The organism is Streptomyces sp. NPDC029138 (assembly GCF_055564375.1).
Genome location: NZ_JBVHWM010000006.1, coordinates 121,465 through 138,992, shown reverse-complemented (window position 1 = coordinate 138,992; position 17,528 = coordinate 121,465). Strand labels below are relative to the sequence as shown.

Genomic DNA, 17,528 nt, shown 5'->3' with positions numbered 1-17,528 from the left:
CCGGAGGGGGCAGATGGCGGAGGGCGCCGGATACGACGGAGTGGGCGACCGCGACCTGCTCGCCCGCCACGTGGAAGGCGACCCCGAGGCCTTCGGTGAGATCGTGCGGCGGCACCGGGACCGGCTCTGGGCGGTCGCCCTGCGGACGCTGGGGGACCGCGAGGAGGCCGCTGACGCGGTCCAGGACGCCCTGGTGTCGGCCTACCGGGCCGCCCACACCTTCCGGGGCCAGTCGGCCGTCACGACGTGGCTGCACCGGATCACGGTGAACGCCTGCCTCGACCGCGCGCGTAAGGCTGCCTCACGGAAGACGGCTCCGGTCGACGACACCGAGCGGCTGGAGCAGCTGCTGGAGCCGTACGAGTCCGCCTCGGCACCGGCCGAGCGGAAGGACGTGCACCGCCAGCTCCTCGAAGCGCTCGGCACCCTTCCGCCGGAGCAGCGGGCCGCTCTGGTCCTGGTGGACATGCAGGGCTACCCCGTGGCGGAGGCCGCGCGAATCCTCGACGTCCCGACAGGGACGGTGAAGAGCCGGTGTGCCCGCGGCCGGGCCAGGCTGTTGCCGCTGCTCACGCATCTACGGCCGGAAGGCACCCAGGACGCGCGGTCGGCCGGTGCCGGGGGCGGGAAAGAGACCGGTCCGGAACGGAACCGGGGGCAGGGGTCATCCGTCCCACCGGCAACGGGGTCACCGAGCGGAGATCCCGGGGACGCGGGACCGAGCGATTCAGCCGTAGTGAAGGGCGGAGGTGGGCGAGCGTGACTTCCACGACAGACACGGCCGGGCACCCGGACGTCGCGGAGATCTCCGACCTCACCGAGGGCCTCCTTCCACCGGACCACAGCACCGATCTACGGCGCCATCTGGCCGCGTGCGAGGAGTGCGCGGACGTCTATACGTCGCTGGAGGAGATCCGGGGCCTGCTGGGGTCCGTGCCGGCGCCGGTGCGCATGCCGGACGATGTGGTCGAGCGCATCGGCGCCGCCCTGGCGGCCGAGGCACCACTGAACGCGGGCGGCGAGGACACCGCAGGTCATGTTTCACGTGAAACATGGCCTCCCACTGCACACCCCGACGCGCACCCCACCGTTCCTGCCACTGATCACCCCGCCGACCGCCCCGCAGGGCATCCGCGCGCGAGGACCGGACCCGGGCGCAAGGGACCCCAGCGTGGGCGGCGCCGCGGTCGGCTCGTCCTGGGCGCCGTTCTCACCGCCGCGGTGCTGGGCGCCGGAAGCCTGATCGTGAAGTCGCTCGGGGACACCAGCGACCAGACGACGGCCCACGGGACACCGACCGCCTCCGCCGACACCTTCTCCGGCGACAGCGTGCGGAACCAGGTGCACGGCCTTCTCACCAACAAGAAGGCGCTGCCCCCGGACAGTGTGAAGCCCCGGCTGGGCGGCGACAGCGGTTCGGACACGCCCGGCTCGACCGAGGGTCCCAACACCCTGCTTCAGACCGCGGTTCCGGTGCCCGACTGCGTCCGGCAAGCGCTCAACCAGAGCGCTGACGTCCTGGGCGCCAAGACGGGGACGTACGCGGGGAAGGCCGCCTACCTCGTCGTCGTGGCCGACGCACACGACAGCAAGCGGGTCACCGCCTATGTGGTCGACGCGGCTTGCGTACATCAGCAGACGGCTTCGGCCGGCAAGGTTCTGCTGAAGCAGTCCGTCGCGCGTCACTGAGTCGGCTGGAACACTCCTTCGGTCGTTCCTGGGCACGCGTGTGCCGGGACACACCGGGAATGCGGGCCCCGTAGGATCCGTTGGGTGGGGTGAGAGTCCCGAAAGGGTCTCCCACCGGTCGACTGATGCAGACCAGAGACGAGGAATCAAGCCGTGAGCGACGTCCGTAACGTGATCATCATCGGCTCCGGGCCCGCAGGCTACACGGCGGCGCTCTACACCGCCCGTGCGTCGCTGAAGCCCCTGGTGTTCGAAGGCGCCGTCACCGCGGGTGGTGCGCTGATGAACACCACCGAGGTGGAGAACTTCCCGGGCTTCCGCGAGGGCATCATGGGCCCCGAGCTCATGGACAACATGCGTGCCCAGGCCGAGCGCTTCGGTGCCGAGCTGATTCCGGACGACATCGTCTCCGTCGATCTGACCGGTGAGATCAAGACCGTCACCGACACCGCGGGCACGGTCCACCGGGCGAAGGCCGTCATCGTCACCACCGGCTCCCAGCACCGCAAGCTGGGACTGCCGAACGAGGACGCGCTCTCCGGTCGCGGTGTCTCCTGGTGCGCCACCTGTGACGGGTTCTTCTTCAAGGACCACGACATCGCCGTGATCGGCGGTGGCGACACCGCGATGGAGGAGGCCACCTTCCTCTCGCGGTTCGCCAAGTCCGTGACGATCGTCCACCGCCGGGACACCCTGCGCGCCTCCAAGGCGATGCAGGAGCGCGCCTTCGGCGACCCGAAGATCAAGTTCGTCTGGGACAGTGAGGTCGCCGAGATCCAGGGCGACCAGAAGCTCTCCGGCCTGAAGCTGCGCAACGTCAAGACCGGTGAGCTGTCCGAGCTGCCCGTGACGGGCCTGTTCATCGCGATCGGCCACGACCCGCGCACCGAGCTGTTCAAGGGCCAGCTGGACCTGGACGAGGAGGGTTACCTGAAGGTCGACTCCCCGTCCACCCACACCAACGTGACCGGTGTCTTCGCCGCCGGTGACGTGGTCGACCACACCTACCGCCAGGCGATCACCGCGGCGGGTACCGGCTGCTCCGCCGCCCTGGACGCCGAGCGATTCCTCGCCGCCCTCGCGGACGAGGAGAAGGCGGAGCCCGAGAAGACCGCCGTCTGACCTTCCCTCTCCCTCACCCCACCGCACGACCAAGGTAAGGAGCCCACCGTGGCCGGCAACCTGAAGACTGTGACCGACGACTCCTTCGATCAGGAGGTCCTCAAGAGCGACAAGCCCGTCCTCGTGGACTTCTGGGCAGAGTGGTGCGGCCCGTGCCGTCAGATCGCCCCCTCCCTGGAGGCGATCGCCGCCGAGCACGGCGACAAGATCCAGATCGTCAAGCTCAACATCGACGAGAACCCGGGCACGGCCGCCAAGTACGGCGTCATGTCGATCCCGACCCTGAACGTCTACCAGGGCGGCGAGGTTGCCAAGACCATCGTCGGCGCCAAGCCCAAGGCCGCGCTTCTCCGCGACCTCGAAGAGTTCATCACCAAGTGACGTTTCACGTGAAACATTGAAGGGGCCGACCCGCAAGGGTCGGCCCCTTCGCTTTGAGCCTTCTCCGCTACAGCGGTCTCAGGGCGGGTTCCTTCTGGACCGCTCCCAGGAGCCGGTCGAGCGCCATCTCCACGTCTTCCTTCCAGGAGAGCGTGGACCGCAGCTCCAGCCTCAGCCGGGGATGCGTGGGGTGCTGCCGGACCGTCTTGAAGCCCACGGCCAGCAGATGGTCGGCGGGCAGCAGGCAGGTGGGCTCCTTCCAGCGGGCGTCGCCGAACGCCTCGATCGCCTTGAAGCCCCGGCGCAGCAGATCCTTGGCGACCGTCTGCACCAGCACCCGGCCCAGCCCCTGCCCCTGGTAGCCGGGCATCACGAAGCCCGTCATCAGCTGCACGGCGTCCGGCGAGACCGGGCTCGTGGGGAAGGCCGTCGAGCGAGGGACATAGGCCGGCGGAGCGTAGATGACGAAACCCGCCGGCACGTCATCGACGTACACCACACGGCCGCACGATCCCCAGTCCAGCAGAACGGCGGAGATCCAGGCTTCCTTCTCCAGCGCGGCCGTACCCGCCTTCACCGCCGCTTCGCCGCTGACAGGGTCCAGCTCCCAGAAGACACACGAACGACAACGGTGGGGAAGGTCCTGAAGGTTGTCCAGTGTGAGCGGCACGAGCCGACGCCCCATGAAGGCTGATCCTCGCTTCCTTCGCCCGCCGCATCGCGAGCGGCTTCCCCCGTCTCTCCACTCACGGATGCAGATGCCCTATCTGATCGCATCGTATCCACGATCGGATTCACTCGATACCGCCTCAAAGCAAAGAGCGGACCGTGTTCCGGTACACACCGGACACGGCCCGCTCCACGGCTCCACCGGGCGGCACCGCCCGTGGATCAGTCGTGCGTCTCCTCGCCGTCGCTCTCCTGAAGGCTCTTCTGGAGGGCCAGCTTCTCGCCGGGGGCGAGCGCGCTGAGAATCCTCTCCAGATCGTCCGCGGAGGCGAACTCCACGGTGATCTTGCCCTTCTTCTGGCCCAGCTCGACCTTCACCCGCGTCTCGAAGCGGTCCGAGAGCCGCGTGGCCAGCTCGTTCAGCGCCGGGGAGGGCACCGAACCGGCCCGGGGACCCCGGGAGCGCGAGGCCTTCTGAGGCCGCGAGCCCATCAGCGTCACGATCTCTTCCACGGAGCGCACCGACAGCCCCTCGGCCACGATCCGGTGCGCCAGCCTGTCCTGCTCCTCCGAGTCCTCGACGGCCAGCAGGGCCCGTGCGTGACCGGCCGAGAGCACGCCGGCGGCCACCCGCTTCTGGACGGTCGGGGACAGCTTCAGCAGACGCAGGGTGTTGGAGACCTGCGGGCGGGATCGACCGATTCGGTCGGCCAGCTGGTCGTGCGTGCAGTTGAAGTCCTTCAGCAGCTGATCGTACGCAGCGGCCTCTTCGATCGGGTTCAGCTGCGCGCGGTGCAGGTTCTCCAGCAGCGCGTCCAGGAGGAGCTTCTCGTCCTCCGTGGCCCGGACGATGGCCGGGATGGCCTCCAGGCCGGCCTCGCGGCAGGCGCGCCAGCGCCGCTCGCCCATGATCAGCTCATAGCGGCCGGGCCCCAGCTGCCGCACCACGACGGGCTGGAGGAGACCGACCTCCTTGATGGAGGTGACCAGTTCCTGGAGCGCGTCCTCGTCGAAGATCTCACGCGGCTGGCGTGGGTTCGGCGTGATCGCGTCGAGGGGGATCTCGGCGAAGTGGGCGCCCATCGGAGGCGCGGGCACCTCGACGGCCGAGCTCGTCGGAGCCACCTCGGTTTCCTGTGCGACCGGCGGCAGCGTGGCCACCTTCGCCGCGGCCACCCCGCGGTCGGTCGTCAGCACCGGGACGGATCCGGGGGAGGTGGATCCTCCGCCCCCCATCGCCGCCGGAGTCGGCGTCTTCTCCGTCGGGGCAGCAGGGATCAGTGCGCCGAGACCACGGCCCAGACCCCTCCGTCGCTCGCTCACTGGATGCCCTCCACCATGCTCGGGTCGTTCTGAGCGCCGATATGGGCCTGGCTCGCGTCGTAGCTGACGCCGATGCCCTTCAGCGCGATTTCTCGGGCCGCCTCAAGATACGAGAGGGCGCCGCTCGATCCTGGATCGTAAGTCAGCACCGTCTGCCCGTAACTCGGCGCCTCGGAGATACGGACGGAGCGAGGAATGCTCGTCCGTAGCACCTCGTCACCGAAGTGACTGCGCACCTCTTCCGCGACCTGGGAGGCGAGGCGCGTCCGGCCGTCGTACATGGTGAGCAGGATGGTCGACACATGCAGGGCGGGGTTGAGGTGCCCCCGCACCAGGTCGACGTTGCGCAGGAGTTGACCGAGGCCCTCCAGCGCGTAGTACTCGCACTGGATCGGGATGAGCACCTCGGCGCCCGCGACAAGCGCGTTGACCGTCAACAGACCGAGCGAGGGCGGGCAGTCGATGAGGATGTAGTCCAACGGCTGCTCATACGCCTGGATGGCCCGCTGGAGCCGGCTCTCCCGGGCCACCAGAGACACCAACTCGATCTCCGCACCGGCGAGATCGATGGTGGCGGGGGCGCAGAAGAGGCCTTCGACATCTACGACGGGCTGGACGACCTCGGCGAGAGGCTTGCTTTCGACCAACACGTCGTAGATGGAGGGAACGTCGGCGTGGTGGTCGATCCCGAGGGCCGTGGACGCGTTGCCCTGCGGGTCGAGGTCGACCACCAGGACACGGGCACCGTGCAGAGCCAGCGAAGCGGCAAGGTTGACGGTCGTCGTCGTCTTGCCCACGCCACCCTTCTGGTTGGCGACCACGATGACTCTGGTCTGCTCCGGTCGCGGCAGGCCTTCGCCGGCGCGGCCGAGAGCCTCCACCGCCAGTTGGGCCGCACGACCGATGGGAGTGTCGTCCATCGGAGACGGTGTTTCACGTGAAACATCCGCCCCCATCGACTCGGTACGGGGACCGGGGACCGGATCGGTCATCGGTCCCGCGATGTTGGCGTCGGACCGCAAGGATTCACTCTCCTCGACTTCAGGCTCGCAATGAACAGAGCCTCCCATGTCTTCGGGGTCGTGAACCAGTGAGGCCTGGTCTTCTGTGGAGAAATCCACCTCTGTGGACAACTCCGTGCCCCTGGAGGGGGGCGAAGTTGCCGAAGAAGGGGACGGAGTGTCCGGGGCGGTGACCTCTCCGAGGGAACCGAGAGGTTTCCGGTCGCGAGGTTCGGCCGCAGCGCGGCCACGACTGATGATGCCGTGCAGCAGTGAGCGACGTTTCACGTGAAACACGATGCACAGCGTCTGCGACCGGACCGTCGCGACACTCCGGCTTGCGTAGGTTTGGCAGCTTGTGTGGAGTACGTCTCGTCGTCAGGACGGATCAGCGGCGTCGGCGAGTCCGTCCAGTCCGGGCCGCCTTCGCCCGCTTGGCAGCGAAGCGGACACCGCCCGGGCTCTCCCCGACCTCGACCCGCACCACCGTAGACAGCGGATCCACGATGCCTTCACCCACGTGGAGGATCGACGTCGCCACAGCGCCGAGCTTGCTGAGCGCGGCGGCGGATGCCTTCAGCTCCTCCTCGGCGGTGTCCCCCTTGAGCGCGAGCATCTCGCCGTACGGGCGCAGCAGCGGGATGCCCCAGGTCGCCAGGCGGTCCAGCGGGGCCACGGCCCGGGCGGTCACCACATGGACCGGCGGAAGCTTGCCCAGCACCTCCTCAGCACGGCCGCGCACCACGGTGACATGGTCCAGGCCGAGCAGCTCGACGACCTCGGTGAGGAAGTTGGTGCGCCGCAGCAAGGGCTCCAGCAGGGTGATGTTCAGGTCGTCGCGGACCAGGGCCAGCGGGATGCCCGGCAGCCCCGCACCGGAGCCGACATCGCAGACCGTCACTCCCTCCGGGACGGCCTCGGAGAGCACCGCGCAGTTCAGCAGGTGCCGCTCCCACAGGCGGGGCACTTCCCGCGGACCGATCAGGCCGCGCTGCACGCCCGCCTCGGCGAGCAGCTCCGCATAGCGGACCGCATCGGCGAAGCGATCACCAAACACTTCCCGCGCCTGCTCGGGCGCGGGGGGAAGCTCCGCTGCCTCCGTCACGGGGACCGTCCTTCCGTACAGCGCCGGCGCTTCGCGCACCGGCCACCAGAACTACCAGGCTGACAAAGTTCGGCCCCGCCTGCGCAACAGACGGGGCCGGTGGAATGGGAGAGCCGATCAGGCGGGCAGCACGACGACGAAGCGCTGCGGCTCCTCGCCCTCGGACTCGCTGCGCAGCCCCGCGGCCTTGACCGCGTCGTGCACGACCTTGCGCTCGAACGGGGTCATCGGCTTGAGCTTCACGGGCTCACCGGTGCTCTTGACCTCGGCGGCGGCCTTGGCACCCAGCTCGGACAGCTCGGACCGCTTCTTGGCCCGGTACCCCGCGATGTCCAGCATGAGCCGGCTGCGGTCGCCGGTCTCCCGGTGCACCGCCAGGCGCGTCAGCTCCTGAAGCGCCTCCAGCACCTCGCCGTCCCGGCCGACCAGCTTCTGGAGGTCGCGGCTGCCGGTGTCGCTGATGATCGACACGGAGGCGCGGTCGGCCTCGACGTCCATGTCGATGTCGCCGTCGAGGTCGGCGATGTCCAGCAGACCCTCCAGGTAGTCCGCCGCGATCTCACCCTCCTGCTCCAGGCGGGTGAGGGTGTCTGCACCCTCGGCAGCGGCGGAGGTGGTGCCTTCCGTCACGGGATGGGCTCCTTCTTACTTCTTGGACGGGGACTTGGGCCGCTGCGGGCCACCCTTGCGCTGGCCGGACTGGGCCTTGCTGCGGGTGCCGGCGCCGGGCTTCTGGGGCTGCTTGGCAGCGGCCGGCTTGGCGTCCTGCGGCTCGTCGGACTTCTCCAGCGAGGTGGTCTCATCGGCCTGCTTGGGCCCGGACTGGCGCTGGGCCTTGGTCTGACGCTTGGGCTGCTGGCGCCGGACGGCGGTGGCCGTGGTGGTGTCGACGGGCGCGCCGTCCTCGGTCTGCGCCGCGGCGTGGGCCGTGCTCTTCACCACAGTGCCGTCGCTCTGGGCGGCCAAGCCTGCCTTGGTCAGCGCGTTGATGAACTTGCGCTCGAACTCGTTGCGGTCGCGTCCCTTGGCGACGATCGCCTTGACGATGGTCTTCTCGCTCCGACGGCGGATCTTGCCGTGGTGCGTGACGTGCTTGGTCAGACGCTCCAGGTAGGCGGCCTGGGCCTTGGAACCCGGGGTCGGGTTGTTGTGGATGACGTACATCTGCTGGCCCATGGTCCACACGTTGGTGGTCAGCCAGTAGACGAGGACACCGACCGGGAAGTTGATACCGAAGACGGCGAACATGATGGGGAAGACGTACATCAGCATCTTCTGCTGCTGCATGAACGGCGTCTTCACCGTCGTGTCGACGTTCTTCGTCATCAGCTGGCGCTGCGTGTAGAACTGCGACGCCGACATCAGGACGATCATGATCACGGTCACGACACGGACGTCGGTGACCGAGGCGCCCAGGGCGTGGATCGTGCCGGAGCCGTCCTTGAACTTCGCGGCGAGCGGGGCCCCGAAGATGTGTGCCTGACGGGCACTGGCCAGCAGCGACTCGTTGATGACGCCGATGGTGTGGCCCGACGCGATGCCGTTGAGCACGTGGTACAGGGCGAAGAAGAACGGGGACTGCGCCAGGATGGGAAGGCACGAGGAGAGCGGGTTGGTACCCGACTCCTTGTACAGCTTCATCATCTCTTCGGACTGGCGCTGCTTGTCGTTCTTGTAGCGCTCCTGGATCTTCTTCATCTCCGGCTGGAGCGTCTGCATCGCGCGTGTCGCCTTGATCTGCTTCACGAAGAGCGGGATCAGGCAGATGCGGATCAGGATCACCAGGGACACGATGGACAGGCCCCAGGCCCACCCGGTGTCAGGGCCGAACAGGGCGCCGTACACCGTGTGGAACTGGACGATGACCCATGAGACGGGTGTTGTGATGAAGCTGAAGAGGCTGGCAATCGTGTCCACTAATCATGCTCCTTGGGCATGGGACGAGGTCTCTGCGGCCGGGCTCGGAGGAAGCTCGGAAGCAGGCTTCGCGGGCTTCGCTTCGGTGGCCGGTTCGGCGGCGGAGGTCCCGCCCCTGCGTGCGCGCCACGCGTTGCGCAGCATTTCGTGCCACCGCGGGCGCTTACGCGGCGGAACATGGTCCACACCGCCGAGCGACCACGGATTGCACCGGAGGATGCGCCAGGCGGTGAGTGCCGTTCCCTTGATCGCACCGTGCCGGTCGATGGCCGTGTAGCCGTAGTGGGAGCACGACGGGTAGTACTTGCACACCGGCCCCAGCAGCGGACTGATCGTCCACTGGTACAGCTTGATCAGAGCCAGCAGCGGGTACTTCATCGCGCGCCCCCTCCCAGCAGCCGCTGAAGGGCGGCGTCCAGGTCTCGGGCCAGCTGTGCGTGGTCTGCGTCGCCCGCTCCGGGCAGCGCTCGTACGACTACCAGGCTACCGGGGGGAAACAGGGCGACTCGGTCACGCATCAGATGGCGCAGTCTGCGCTTCACTGTGTTGCGCACGACCGCGCCACCCACGGCCTTGCTCACGACGAAACCCGCACGCGTCGGGGGAGCGCTCTCCCCAGGCGCGTGCGGGTCCGTGGCACCGCTTCGAAGGTGGACGACGAGGGTCGGGCGTCCGGCCCGACGACCTCGTCGTACCGCGGTCGCGAAGTCCTCGCGCCGCCTCAGCCGGTTCTCGGTGGGCAGCACGACGTCATGACCTGATCGGAATCAGGCGGACAGGCGGGCGCGACCCTTGCTACGGCGGGACGCGAGAATCGCGCGGCCGGCACGGGTGCGCATACGCAGCCGGAAGCCGTGGGTCTTCGCGCGACGACGGTTGTTCGGCTGGAAGGTGCGCTTGCTCACTCGGGGGCTCCAGAAAGAAATCGGTAGTGGCGGGGTGCCGTCCTGGCTGTCACCGTGCGCCCACGAGTAGCTCGCGTCACGCCCGAGTGCACCGCTTCCCGATCACCTGACGTGATCTGTGCCCATCGGAGGCAGGCGGCAGCAGCCATCGACAACTCGACCTGGTTACGGTACGCGCGGCTACGCCATCCGGTCAAACCGAGCGTCACCGAGAGACACTATCCACAGGCTGGGGACAACAACTTGAACCGCACCCGCCGCGCTGACTACCGTGGCTGAACTCCGATTCGTTCCCTTATCCCCGCCCGACCTGATTTTCATCCCGACCCGTCCCTGAACCACACGTTCGTGGGACCTGTGAGAGAGCGTGCCCTGTGGCTGACGTACCTGCCGATCTTGCCGCAGTGTGGCCACGAGTACTGGAGCAGCTCCTCGGAGAGGGCCGCGGACAGGGTGTGGAGGCGAAGGACGAGCACTGGATCCGGCGCTGCCAGCCGCTCGCGCTGGTCGCGGACACCGCCCTGCTCGCCGTACCGAACGAATTCGCGAAGGGCGTACTGGAAGGCCGTCTCGCGCCGATCGTCAGCGAGACGCTGAGCCGCGAGTGCGGCCGTCCCATCCGGATCGCGATCACCGTGGACGACTCGGCGGGCGAACCGCCGGCGCCCGCCGCGCCCCCCGCGCAGCAGACGCCCAAGTCGCGCTACGAGGAGCCGGAGCTGCCCGCCGGGCCGTACGAGGGCTACGGCCGCCACCGCGCCGACCGCCCGGGCTCCGACCCGCGCGGCGAGCAGCTGCCGCCCGCCCGCCCGGACCAGCTCCCCACCGCCCGCCCGGCCTACCCGTCCGAGTACCAGCGCCCCGAGCCCGGCGCCTGGCCGCGTCCCGGTCAGGACGACTACGGCTGGCAGCAGCCCCGGCTGGGCTTCCCCGAGCGGGACCCGTACGCCTCGCCGTCGTCCCAGGACGGCTACGGCTCCGGCGCGGACGCGTACGGCTCGCCGCCCCAGGACTACCGCCCGCAGGGCATGGACCGGCCGTCGTACGAGCAGCAGCGCGGCGATTACGACAGCCCGCGCGCGGACTACGAACCGTCCCGGACCGAGTACGACCAGCGCGACCCGGTCCGCCGCGAGCTGCCCGAACCGCCGGTGCACCGCGGTGGTCCCGGCCGCCCGGACATGCCCTCGACGGGCGCCCCCGGACCGCTGGCCGCGCAGCCCGCGCCGGCGAGCGGCCCCGGTGAGCCGACCGCGCGGCTGAACCCGAAGTACCTGTTCGACACGTTCGTCATCGGCGCCTCCAACCGGTTCGCGCACGCGGCGGCGGTCGCGGTCGCCGAAGCCCCGGCGAAGGCCTACAACCCCCTGTTCATCTACGGGGAGTCCGGGCTCGGCAAGACGCATCTGCTGCACGCCATCGGGCACTACGCGCGCAGCCTCTACCCGGGCACGCGCGTGCGGTACGTCAGCTCGGAGGAGTTCACCAACGAGTTCATCAACTCCATCCGCGACGGCAAGGGCGACAGCTTCCGCAAGCGCTACCGCGAGATGGACATCCTGCTCGTCGACGACATCCAGTTCCTCGCGGACAAGGAGTCGACGCAGGAGGAGTTCTTCCACACCTTCAACACGCTCCACAACGCCAACAAGCAGATCGTGCTCTCCAGCGACCGGCCGCCCAAGCAGCTGGTCACGCTGGAGGACCGGCTGCGGAACCGCTTCGAGTGGGGCCTGATCACCGACGTCCAGCCGCCCGAGCTGGAGACACGCATCGCGATCCTCCGGAAGAAGGCGGTGCAGGAGCAGCTCAACGCCCCGCCGGAGGTGCTGGAGTTCATCGCCTCCCGGATCTCGCGGAACATCCGTGAGCTGGAGGGCGCGCTGATCCGGGTGACGGCGTTCGCCTCGCTCAACCGGCAGCCGGTGGACCTGGGCCTGACCGAGATCGTCCTGAAGGATCTGATCCCCGGGGGCGAGGACTCGACGCCGGAGATCACCGCGACGGCCATCATGGCGGCGACCGCGGACTACTTCGGGCTCACGGTCGAGGATCTGTGCGGCAGCTCGCGCGGCCGGCAGCTGGTCACGGCGCGGCAGATCGCGATGTATCTGTGCCGGGAGCTGACGGATCTGTCGCTGCCGAAGATCGGGGCGCAGTTCGGTGGGCGGGACCATACGACGGTCATGCACGCCGATCGAAAGATCCGGGCGCTGATGGCCGAGCGGCGGTCGATCTACAACCAGGTGACCGAGCTGACCAACCGGATCAAGAACGGTTGACGTACGGCTCACGCCGGCCGTACGCCGACGCTGAGGGCGCCTTCGGGATGGGGATCCCGGGGGCGCCTCTTCGCGTTGTGGCGGGCTGTCCTGGCCCGGTGCGTGGTGCGTGGTGCCCGGTGCCTGGGGCTGGGCGGGGGTGGGGTCGCTTGCCCGCGCTGGCGGGGGGCCGCTGCGCCCACCCGTGCCGCCCCAGCGGCACGACCGCCCGCAGCTGGGCAGGTACGACGGCCGCGGCCGCGTAGACACGGCCGGTCGCCATCCGGTGTTCGATTTCTTGCCTGGTTACGGCCACTCTCCACAGATTCGGTGACTTTCTTCCGTCCACATGCTGGGGACTGTGGAGTTGTCCCGAACTGCGTCCACAGGGAAGGCTCACCCACGACGTCCGCCCAGCTCAGAGGCCTGTGGATTGGTGGACGAACGATCTCCACAGACTGTGGACAACACGGAGATCCACAGCCTGTGCACGGAGTTGTCCACCGTCGGCCCACAGGCTGGGGGCGGTTGTCCCCAGCGATCCCCAGCTTCTCCACAGCGCTGTCCACTGTTCGGCAACCCGACGCACCCGCTCACCGCGTCGAGTGAAAGCCGTCACAGGAAGCTGCCGGATTGGGCTGTGGGAAACGTGGGTATTCCTGGGGACACAGCTGGGGAGAACTGCCCTCAGCCTGTGGGCGACGTGTGCAGAACTTTCTGTTCTCCACAGACCGCCCCGGTTGTCCACTGCCTCCACCCACAGGACCGGTGGACAAAATATCCGCGCTGAGCTGGGCAAACGTGGTTATCCACGGTATCCACAGGCCCTACTACTACTCCCGACTAGAGAGAGCTCGGCAATCGTTTGGAAGCGGGGCCTGTGCACAACTCGCGGTCTCGCGCCCCGCTGCCCCTCGGTCGGACTTGACCCCGACGGGCACCTACTGTCAGTGCCGTGCGTCAGACTGGTTCTGGGTGTCCTTCCCGTCGCAGAGGGCGGTGACACCGAGTCGAAGGACTCAGCAGCAACAGCAGCAGGAGGCGGCTTACGGTGAAGATCCGGGTGGAACGCGACGTACTCGCGGAGGCAGTGGCGTGGGCCGCACGCAGCCTCCCGGCCCGTCCGCCGGCGCCTGTCCTCGCCGGCCTGCTGCTGAAGGCCGAGGACGGCCAGCTGAGCCTGTCGAGCTTCGACTACGAGGTCTCCGCGCGGGTGAGCGTCGAGGCGGAGGTCGAGGAGGAGGGCACCGTCCTCGTCTCCGGCCGGCTCCTCGCCGACATCTCCCGCGCCCTGCCCAACCGGCCGGTGGAGATTTCCACAGACGGTGTACGGGTGACCGTGACGTGCGGCCCCGCGCGCTTCACCCTCCACACCCTGCCTGTGGAGGAGTACCCGACGCTGCCGCAGATGCCGAACGCGACCGGCACCGTCCCCGGTGAGGTCTTCGCCGCCGCCGTCTCCCAGGTGGCCATCGCGGCCGGCCGGGACGACACCCTCCCGGTGCTCACCGGTGTGCGCATCGAGATCGAGGGCGACACGGTCACCTTGGCCTCCACCGACCGCTACCGCTTCGCGGTCCGCGAGTTCCTGTGGAAGCCGGAGAACCCCGACGCCTCCGCGGTCGCCCTGGTTCCGGCGAAGACGCTGCTGGACACCGCGAAGTCGCTGGGTGCCGGGGACAGCGTCACGCTGGCGCTGTCCGGGTCCGGTGCCGGTGAGGGGCTGATCGGCTTCGAGGGGGCCGGGCGGCGTACGACCACGCGGCTGCTCGAGGGCGACCTGCCGAAGTACCGCACGCTGTTCCCGACCGAGTTCAACTCCGTGGCCGTGATCGAGACCGCGCCCTTCGTGGAGGCCGTGAAGCGTGTGGCGCTGGTGGCCGAGCGGAACACTCCGGTGCGGCTGAGCTTCGAGCAGGGTGTGCTGATCCTGGAGGCCGGGTCGAGCGACGACGCACAGGCTGTGGAAAGGGTCGACGCGCGACTGGAGGGTGACGACATCTCCATCGCCTTCAACCCGACGTTCCTGCTGGACGGTCTGAGCGCGATCGACTCTCCCGTGGCGCAGTTGTCGTTCACCACGTCCACGAAGCCGGCGCTTCTGAGCGGTAGGCCGGCGATGGACGCGGAGGCCGACGGGGCGTACAAGTACCTGATCATGCCGGTGCGGCTCAGCGGCTGAGCGTCGTCCACGGCTGTCCACAGCTGTGCACAGTGCCGGTGCGTTGCGGGAGGCGCCCGGCGCTGTGGTTGAGCGGCGGGGATGCTCACGGGCGCGGCTACGGCGGTCAGCCAAGGCGGTTCTCGCAGGTGAGCGGCTATGCCCACAGCTGTGCATGAGCGTCCGGGTTTAGGCTCGGCTCGGCACTCCGGTGCCTCTCACGCCACACAGCGACCTAAGGAACACAACTGATGGAGCTCGGTCTCGTCGGCCTCGGCAAGATGGGCGGCAACATGCGCGAGCGGATCCGCCGCGCGGGCCACACCGTCATCGGATACGACCGCAACGCGGACCTCGCGGATGTCCACAGCCTGGAAGAGCTTGTGGGCAAGCTCAGCGGCCCGCGCGTGGTCTGGGTGATGGTCCCGGCAGGCGAGCCCACCCAGTCGACCATCGACCAGCTGGCCGAGCTGTTGCAGCCCGGCGACGTGGTCGTGGACGGCGGCAACTCCCGCTGGACGGACGACGAGAGGCACGCCGAGGAGCTGGCCGCCAAGGGCATAGGCTTCGTCGACTGCGGCGTCTCCGGCGGTGTCTGGGGCCTGGAGAACGGCTACGCCCTGATGTACGGCGGCGACGCCGAGAACGTCGCCAAGGTGCAGCCGATCTTCGACGCGCTGAAGCCGGAGGGCGACTTCGGTTCGGTGCACGCCGGCAAGGTCGGCGCGGGCCACTTCGCGAAGATGGTCCACAACGGCATCGAGTACGCCATGATGCAGGCCTACGCCGAGGGCTGGGAGCTGCTGGAGAAGGTCGACTCCGTCACGGACGTCCGTGAGGTCTTCCGCTCCTGGCAGGAGGGGACGGTCATCCGTTCCTGGCTGCTGGACCTCGCGGTGAACGCCCTCGACGAGGACGAGCACCTGGACGGTCTGCGCGGTTATGCACAGGACTCCGGTGAGGGACGCTGGACTGTGGAGGCCGCGATCGACAACGCGGTCCCGCTGCCGGCGATCACCGCGTCGCTGTTCGCGCGGTTCGCCTCCCGCCAGGAGGACTCGCCGCAGATGAAGATGATCGCCGCGCTGCGCAACCAGTTCGGCGGCCACGCCGTGGAGAAGAAGTAATCCACAGGGTCGCTCCGCGATCCACAGCCCTGAGATCCACAAGCCTGAGATCCACAAGCCTGAGGGAGGTCGGCGGAACAACCATGCACGTCACGCATCTGTCGCTCGCCGACTTCCGCTCGTACGCCCGGGCCGAGGTCCCGCTCGACCCGGGCGTCACGGCCTTCGTGGGCCCGAACGGGCAGGGGAAGACCAACCTCGTGGAGGCGGTCGGGTATCTGGCGACCCTCGGCAGCCACCGGGTCGCCTCCGACGCCCCCCTGGTCCGCATGGGCGCCGAGCGGGCGGTCGTCCGCGCGCAGGTCCGGCAGGGCGACCGGCAGCAGCTGATCGAGCTGGAGCTGAACCCGGGCAGGGCCAACCGCGCGCGCATCAACCGCTCCTCGCAGGTCAGGCCGCGGGACGTGCTGGGGATCGTACGGACCGTGCTGTTCGCGCCCGAGGATCTCGCCCTCGTCAAGGGCGACCCGGGCGAGCGGCGGCGGTTCCTGGACGAGCTGATCACCGCGCGGTCCCCGCGGATGGCGGGTGTGCGCTCCGACTACGAGCGGGTGCTCAAGCAGCGCAACACCCTGCTGAAGACGGCCGCGCTGGCCCGTCGGCACGGCGGGCGGAGGGGGGCACCTCCCGGGCGAGCGGATTCGAGCCTGGGGGCGGATCTGTCCACCCTCGATGTGTGGGACCAGCATCTCGCGCGCGCGGGCGCGGAGTTGCTCGCCCAGCGGATGGATCTCATCGCCGCGCTGCGGCCGCTCGCCGACAAGGCGTACGAGCAGCTGGCTCCCGGCGGGGGTCCGGTCGCGCTGGAGTACAAGCCGTCGGCGCCGGGCGAGGCGCACACGCGCGAGGATCTCTACGCCCAGCTGATGGCGGCCCTCGCGGAGGCGCGCAAGCAGGAGATCGAGCGGGGCGTCACCCTCGTCGGGCCGCACCGGGACGATCTGCTGCTCAAACTCGGTCAGCTGCCCGCCAAGGGCTACGCCTCCCACGGCGAGTCCTGGTCCTACGCCCTCGCGTTGCGGCTGGCCTCGTACGACCTGTTGCGCGCCGAGGGCAACGAGCCGGTGCTGATCCTGGACGACGTCTTCGCCGAGCTGGACGCCCGCCGTCGGGAACGGCTGGCGGAGCTGGTGGCGCCCGGCGAGCAGGTGCTGGTCACCGCCGCCGTGGACGACGACGTACCCCCTGTGCTGGCCGGTGCGCGGTACGCGGTGGCAGGCGGGACGGTGGAGCGCGTATGAGCACCGAGGAGCCCGTCCCGAACGCGCCGAACCCCCGGAACAGGAACGAGGCGCGGAACAAGAGCGACGCTCGGGACACGAAGGAGCCCTCCGGGATCGACCTCGCGCGCGTGGCGTTGCGCGCGGCGAGGGAGCAGGCACGCGCGCGTGGGGACGCGGCCCGGCAGAAGAAGCAGGCCCGGCGCGGCGGCGGCCTGCGCTCCGGTGCGCGCGCCGACGGCCGCGATCCGATGGCGCTGGGCTCGGCGATCAACCGGCTGATCACCGAGCGCGGCTGGGAGAAGCCGGCCGCGGTGGGCGGGGTGATGGGCCGCTGGCCGCAGATCGTCGGCGAGGACCTGGCCAAGCACTGTGTGCCGCAGCGCTACGACGAGGACGAGCGGGTGCTGACCGTCCAGTGCGACTCGACGGCCTGGGCGACCCAGCTGCGGGTGCTCGCCCCCACGCTGGTGGCGCGGATCAACGAGGATCTCGGGCACGGCAGCGTACGGATGATCAAGGTGCTCAATCCGGGTGGTCAGCCGCGCCGATACGGCCCCCTGCGGGCTCCGGGGAGCACCGGACCCGGCGATACCTACGGGTGATGTACCTCACGTCGGGCGGGCTGCCCGGCGTGCCGTCGTACC

At 69.2% G+C, this 17,528-nt stretch carries 18 protein-coding genes; 9 read left to right on the top strand and 9 right to left on the bottom strand.

Annotation, left to right across the window (positions count from 1 at the left end):
* The first annotated feature begins 13 nt into the window (after window positions 1-13).
* The 4 genes from sigM (at window position 14) to trxA (ending at window position 3,192) form a co-directional block, all read left to right on the top strand.
* Complete coding sequence (gene sigM / locus ACZ4WH_RS08920) at window positions 14-763, top strand: RNA polymerase sigma factor SigM (protein ID WP_468178114.1); 750 nt, start codon at window positions 14-16, stop codon at window positions 761-763.
* Window positions 760-1,689 (top strand): anti-sigma factor family protein, encoded by a 930-nt coding sequence (locus tag ACZ4WH_RS08915; RefSeq protein ID WP_468178112.1) that lies wholly within the window; start codon window positions 760-762, stop codon window positions 1,687-1,689. Before sigM ends, ACZ4WH_RS08915 begins: the two co-directional genes overlap by 4 nt.
* 153 nt (window positions 1,690-1,842) lie before the next feature.
* Window positions 1,843-2,811, top strand: a complete 969-nt coding sequence (gene trxB / locus ACZ4WH_RS08910; protein ID WP_468178110.1) for a thioredoxin-disulfide reductase — start codon at window positions 1,843-1,845, stop codon at window positions 2,809-2,811.
* A 48-nt stretch (window positions 2,812-2,859) separates the two neighbouring features.
* Window positions 2,860-3,192 carry a thioredoxin gene (gene trxA / locus ACZ4WH_RS08905; RefSeq protein ID WP_468178108.1) on the top strand — a complete coding sequence of 111 codons (333 nt, stop codon included), beginning with the start codon at window positions 2,860-2,862 and terminating at the stop codon, window positions 3,190-3,192.
* Window positions 3,193-3,259: 67 nt separating this feature from the next.
* On the opposite strand, the gene ACZ4WH_RS08900 is transcribed toward trxA, so the two are convergent.
* The 9 genes from ACZ4WH_RS08900 to rpmH form a co-directional block, all read right to left on the bottom strand.
* Entirely contained in the window at window positions 3,260-3,877 is a 618-nt protein-coding gene (locus ACZ4WH_RS08900; RefSeq protein WP_468178106.1) for a GNAT family N-acetyltransferase, read from the bottom strand.
* A 206-nt stretch (window positions 3,878-4,083) separates the two neighbouring features.
* Entirely contained in the window at window positions 4,084-5,184 is a 1,101-nt protein-coding gene (locus ACZ4WH_RS08895; protein WP_468178104.1) for a ParB/RepB/Spo0J family partition protein, read from the bottom strand.
* Window positions 5,181-6,254 (bottom strand): ParA family protein, encoded by a 1,074-nt coding sequence (locus tag ACZ4WH_RS08890; RefSeq protein WP_468178311.1) that lies wholly within the window; start codon window positions 6,252-6,254, stop codon window positions 5,181-5,183. Before ACZ4WH_RS08890 ends, ACZ4WH_RS08895 begins: the two co-directional genes overlap by 4 nt.
* 319 nt (window positions 6,255-6,573) lie before the next feature.
* Complete coding sequence (gene rsmG / locus ACZ4WH_RS08885) at window positions 6,574-7,290, bottom strand: 16S rRNA (guanine(527)-N(7))-methyltransferase RsmG (protein ID WP_468178102.1); 717 nt, start codon at window positions 7,288-7,290, stop codon at window positions 6,574-6,576.
* 117 nt (window positions 7,291-7,407) lie between these two features.
* The gene (locus ACZ4WH_RS08880; RefSeq protein ID WP_030786398.1) at window positions 7,408-7,920 is read right to left on the bottom strand and encodes a Jag family protein; all 513 of its coding nucleotides are present in this window, start codon (window positions 7,918-7,920) and stop codon (window positions 7,408-7,410) included.
* Window positions 7,921-7,935: 15 nt separating this feature from the next.
* A complete protein-coding gene (yidC, locus tag ACZ4WH_RS08875; RefSeq protein ID WP_468178099.1) occupies window positions 7,936-9,207 on the bottom strand; it encodes a membrane protein insertase YidC in 1,272 nt (423 codons plus the stop codon).
* A gap of 3 nt (window positions 9,208-9,210) precedes the next feature.
* On the bottom strand, window positions 9,211-9,585 hold the full coding sequence (gene yidD, locus ACZ4WH_RS08870) for a membrane protein insertion efficiency factor YidD (protein ID WP_468178097.1): 375 nt from the start codon (window positions 9,583-9,585) through the stop codon (window positions 9,211-9,213).
* Window positions 9,582-9,953 carry a ribonuclease P protein component gene (gene rnpA, locus ACZ4WH_RS08865; RefSeq protein ID WP_078611778.1) on the bottom strand — a complete coding sequence of 124 codons (372 nt, stop codon included), beginning with the start codon at window positions 9,951-9,953 and terminating at the stop codon, window positions 9,582-9,584. Before rnpA ends, yidD begins: the two co-directional genes overlap by 4 nt.
* Before the next feature lie 21 nt (window positions 9,954-9,974).
* On the bottom strand, window positions 9,975-10,112 hold the full coding sequence (rpmH, locus tag ACZ4WH_RS08860; protein WP_003956500.1) for a 50S ribosomal protein L34: 138 nt from the start codon (window positions 10,110-10,112) through the stop codon (window positions 9,975-9,977).
* Between the two features lie 374 nt (window positions 10,113-10,486).
* On the opposite strand from rpmH, the gene dnaA reads away from it, so the two are divergent.
* The 5 genes from dnaA to ACZ4WH_RS08835 all read left to right on the top strand — a co-directional run bounded on the left by dnaA (window position 10,487) and on the right by ACZ4WH_RS08835 (window position 17,486).
* Entirely contained in the window at window positions 10,487-12,394 is a 1,908-nt protein-coding gene (dnaA, locus tag ACZ4WH_RS08855; protein ID WP_468178095.1) for a chromosomal replication initiator protein DnaA, read from the top strand.
* Window positions 12,395-13,424: 1,030 nt separating this feature from the next.
* A complete protein-coding gene (dnaN, locus tag ACZ4WH_RS08850) occupies window positions 13,425-14,555 on the top strand; it encodes a DNA polymerase III subunit beta (RefSeq protein ID WP_468178093.1) in 1,131 nt (376 codons plus the stop codon).
* Window positions 14,556-14,785: 230 nt separating this feature from the next.
* Complete coding sequence (gnd, locus tag ACZ4WH_RS08845) at window positions 14,786-15,661, top strand: phosphogluconate dehydrogenase (NAD(+)-dependent, decarboxylating) (RefSeq protein WP_468178091.1); 876 nt, start codon at window positions 14,786-14,788, stop codon at window positions 15,659-15,661.
* An 83-nt stretch (window positions 15,662-15,744) separates the two neighbouring features.
* On the top strand, window positions 15,745-16,902 hold the full coding sequence (gene recF / locus ACZ4WH_RS08840; protein ID WP_468178089.1) for a DNA replication/repair protein RecF: 1,158 nt from the start codon (window positions 15,745-15,747) through the stop codon (window positions 16,900-16,902).
* Window positions 16,899-17,486, top strand: coding sequence for a DciA family protein (locus ACZ4WH_RS08835; RefSeq protein ID WP_468178087.1), 588 nt, complete (start codon window positions 16,899-16,901; stop codon window positions 17,484-17,486). Before recF ends, ACZ4WH_RS08835 begins: the two co-directional genes overlap by 4 nt.
* Window positions 17,487-17,528: the final 42 nt, after the last annotated feature.

What these genes read in the sequence shown, in the direction of transcription:
- sigM (WP_468178114.1), top strand. Translation starts at nt 14, where the DNA reads ATGGCGGAGGGCGCCGGATACGACGGAGTGGGCGACCGCGACCTGCTC.
- ACZ4WH_RS08900 (WP_468178106.1), bottom strand. Translation starts at nt 3,877, where the DNA reads ATGGGGCGTCGGCTCGTGCCGCTCACACTGGACAACCTTCAGGACCTT.
- ACZ4WH_RS08890 (WP_468178311.1), bottom strand. Translation starts at nt 6,254, where the DNA reads ATGGGAGGCTCTGTTCATTGCGAGCCTGAAGTCGAGGAGAGTGAATCC.
- yidD (WP_468178097.1), bottom strand. Translation starts at nt 9,585, where the DNA reads ATGAAGTACCCGCTGCTGGCTCTGATCAAGCTGTACCAGTGGACGATC.
- gnd (WP_468178091.1), top strand. Translation starts at nt 14,786, where the DNA reads ATGGAGCTCGGTCTCGTCGGCCTCGGCAAGATGGGCGGCAACATGCGC.
- recF (WP_468178089.1), top strand. Translation starts at nt 15,745, where the DNA reads ATGCACGTCACGCATCTGTCGCTCGCCGACTTCCGCTCGTACGCCCGG.
- ACZ4WH_RS08835 (WP_468178087.1), top strand. Translation starts at nt 16,899, where the DNA reads ATGAGCACCGAGGAGCCCGTCCCGAACGCGCCGAACCCCCGGAACAGG.